The 1,815-nt window shown below is 44.8% G+C and carries 1 protein-coding gene; it reads left to right on the plus strand.

Going from position 1 to position 1,815, the window contains the following annotated elements; all coding sequences use genetic code 11:
* Window positions 1-315: 315 nt before the first annotated feature.
* A partial coding sequence (locus tag ACTHUM_RS12945) for an AIPR family protein (protein ID WP_440403051.1) occupies window positions 316-1,815 on the plus strand: 1,500 nt, incomplete at its 3' end.

The raw sequence follows: 1,815 nt of genomic DNA on the forward strand, positions 1-1,815 counted from the left end.
GGCGGAATTGGCGGAGTTGATGGATAAGATGGGGAAAGTGGAAGGGCAATTGGCGAAGTTGAGAGGGTGATTGGAAGGCAGCCTGAAAACGGTGGAGTGGTTTTCAGGCCGAAACACAGCTTTCATATTTTAAAAATTCAAAAATGTACGGAGACTATCATGGATATCGCTGCTTCTATTTTAGACCAACAGCTTTTAGGTATTCCGCAGGAAACCAAAGATGAAGTATGCCAAATTTTGAACATCAACCCAAATGACACGGACAAACTCAAATCCGCCCTGTTTACTTTTATCTGTATCAAAGACATTTTGGATTTGGATGAAGAAACAGCCTTGGATTGTCTGGTTGACGGAGGCGGAGATTTTGGAACGGATGCTGTTTATATAGATGAAGAAAACGATGGGGAATTTTCCGTTGTCCTTATCCAGTCAAAATACGCCAAGAGTTTGGACGGAAATAAAAATTTCCCACAAACCGGCATAGAAAAATTAATCAAGGCCGTTCAATATCTGTTTAATCCGGCTGCCGATTTGGGCGGCATCAATATGCGCTTGAAAGCCAAAGTCGAAGATATCCGCTCACGTATTCGGGACGGGCAGATACCGCAGATTCGGGTTATCGCCTGCAACAACGGGCTGAAATGGAACCGGGAAGCGCAAACCGATATTGACCGCGAATTTCAATCTGTATCCCAAGTGTCATGGGAGTATGCCAACCATGAAACCCTGCTGGCTATCCGTAGCCGCACAAAACCTGTCGATGCCGTATTGCGGCTGAAAGGCAAAGCAGTAATTGAAGATATGAATTTCAGCCGCGTCTGTATCGGGCGGATTCCTGTTAAAGAAATTGCCCAATTAATGAGACAGCATGGCGAAAAACTACTGGAAAGGAATATCCGCCGTTATCTCGGTTTGACAGGAAACCGCGTTAATCAGGATATCCAAAGAACCCTGCAACACGAGCCGGATAATTTCTATTTTTACAATAACGGGCTGACTTTGATATGCAGAAGTTTTTCCTATAATGCCTTGCAGACATCCGATTACCAGGTCAATGTTACGGATTTGCAGATTGTAAACGGCGGTCAGACATCCATGACCCTGATGAACGCAATAGCAGATTTTTCCGATATTTCGGACAATGCCAGCGTGTTGGTGCGCATCTACGAGCTGCCAAAAGAGCAAAACGATTTGGTTATGAAAATCACCCATGCCACCAACAGCCAAAATCCTGTGGATTTGAAGGATTTGAGAGCCAACGATCCCCAGCAGCAGCGTTTGGAGATATCGATTGCAGAGTTGGGTTACACCTACCGACGCAAGCGTAGCCAGGAAGCAGGAAAAAACGATATTACATCAGGCACGGTTGCCGAAGCGGTACTTTCGGTTGTCAAAGAAAAACCCCAGCAGGCGAAATTTTTCACCAAGGAGCATTTTGGTAAATTGTATGGCGAAATTTTCGATAATTTGAACGGGGCGCAGGCGGTATTGTCCGTATTGATTTACCGTATGGCAGAGAACAGAAGAAAACGCCCGCAGGAAAATGATCCCGACTTTGTCCGTTATGCTTCCTGTTTTATTGCCATGCAGATTGGCAGGAAACTTCTTGCAGATTCAGGATTGGCATCATTTGATTTGGTTAATCATCAAAATTTCGTTTCTTTGCAGGCACGGCTGGATGAAAAGGGCGAAGCTTACCTTCAAGCAGCAATACAGGACATCCGGCAGGCACTTGCTGCACTTTACAACGATAGCTCAGAAATTTCTTTACAACAACTTGCCGCCACGTTTAGACGTGGAGATTTAATTAATTAC

The organism is Neisseria sp. P0021.S006 (assembly GCF_051956895.1).